The sequence below is a fragment of the Mycobacterium sp. 1245852.3 genome (assembly GCF_001669335.1).
GTDB classification, from domain to species: domain Bacteria; phylum Actinomycetota; class Actinomycetes; order Mycobacteriales; family Mycobacteriaceae; genus Mycobacterium; species Mycobacterium europaeum_A.
Window position 1 is genome coordinate 1 of sequence record NZ_LZLL01000478.1, and the last position, 773, is coordinate 773.

The 773-nt window shown below is 69.0% G+C and carries 1 protein-coding gene and 1 pseudogene; one reads left to right on the forward strand and one right to left on the reverse strand.

Translation table 11 applies throughout. The features are described 5' to 3' along the window. Positions 1 to 52: 52 nt before the first annotated feature. Positions 53 to 250, reverse strand: a pseudogene (locus tag A9W96_RS21260) (FAD-dependent oxidoreductase); the annotation flags it as partial. Positions 251 to 332: 82 nt separating this feature from the next. Here A9W96_RS21260 and A9W96_RS21265 point away from each other — a divergent pair. Next, positions 333 to 773, forward strand: a 441-nt coding sequence (locus tag A9W96_RS21265; RefSeq protein ID WP_067137820.1) for a gamma-glutamylcyclotransferase, incomplete at its 3' end; no start/stop codon positions are given.

Consider the following 773-nt stretch of genomic DNA (forward strand, 5'->3'; position numbering starts at 1 on the left):
GTCCTTCGCGTTCGGGGCGCCTCGATCAGGCGCTGGTGCCGGGACCAATGTTTCGGGCCGGGCGGGTGCGCAGCCAGGTGGAGGCGATGAACGTTTTGGACGGCACGCAGTCGTCGAGCACCGCCGCGCCGCCGATGCCGTCGGAGTCGATCACCGTGACGCGGGTCGTGTCGGGGTGTGAGGTGGCGGCCACCAGCGCGGCCTCGTAGCCGGCCGGGCCGCCACCGAGGATCACGATGCGGGTCACCACAGCCCCCAACCTAACGAAGCGGCGGGGACCCCGCGAATGCTCGGGGGAAGACCGGCCAGCGTCGGACGTCTAAGCTTTCCCCGTGCCGCTCTACGCCGCGTACGGGTCCAACATGGATCCCGAGCAGATGCAGAAACGCGCGCCCCATTCGCCGATGGCCGGAACCGGCTGGCTGCACGGGTGGAGATTGACCTTCGGTGGCGAGGACATCGGCTGGGAGGGCGCGCTGGCCAGCGTCGTCGAGGACCCGGGGTCAAAGGTGTTCGTCGTCCTCTACGACATGACTCCGGCGGACGAGAACAACCTGGACCGCTGGGAGGGCTCGGAGTTCGGCGTGCACAAGAAGATCCGGTGCCGGGTGGAGCGGATCTCGTCGGACACCGACACTGACCCGGTGTTGGCGTGGCTGTACGTGCTGGACGCCTGGGAAGGCGGCATGCCGTCGGCCCGGTACCTGGGGGTGATGGCCGACGCCGCCGAAATCGCCGGAGCGCCAAGCGATTACGTACACTGGCTGCGCACC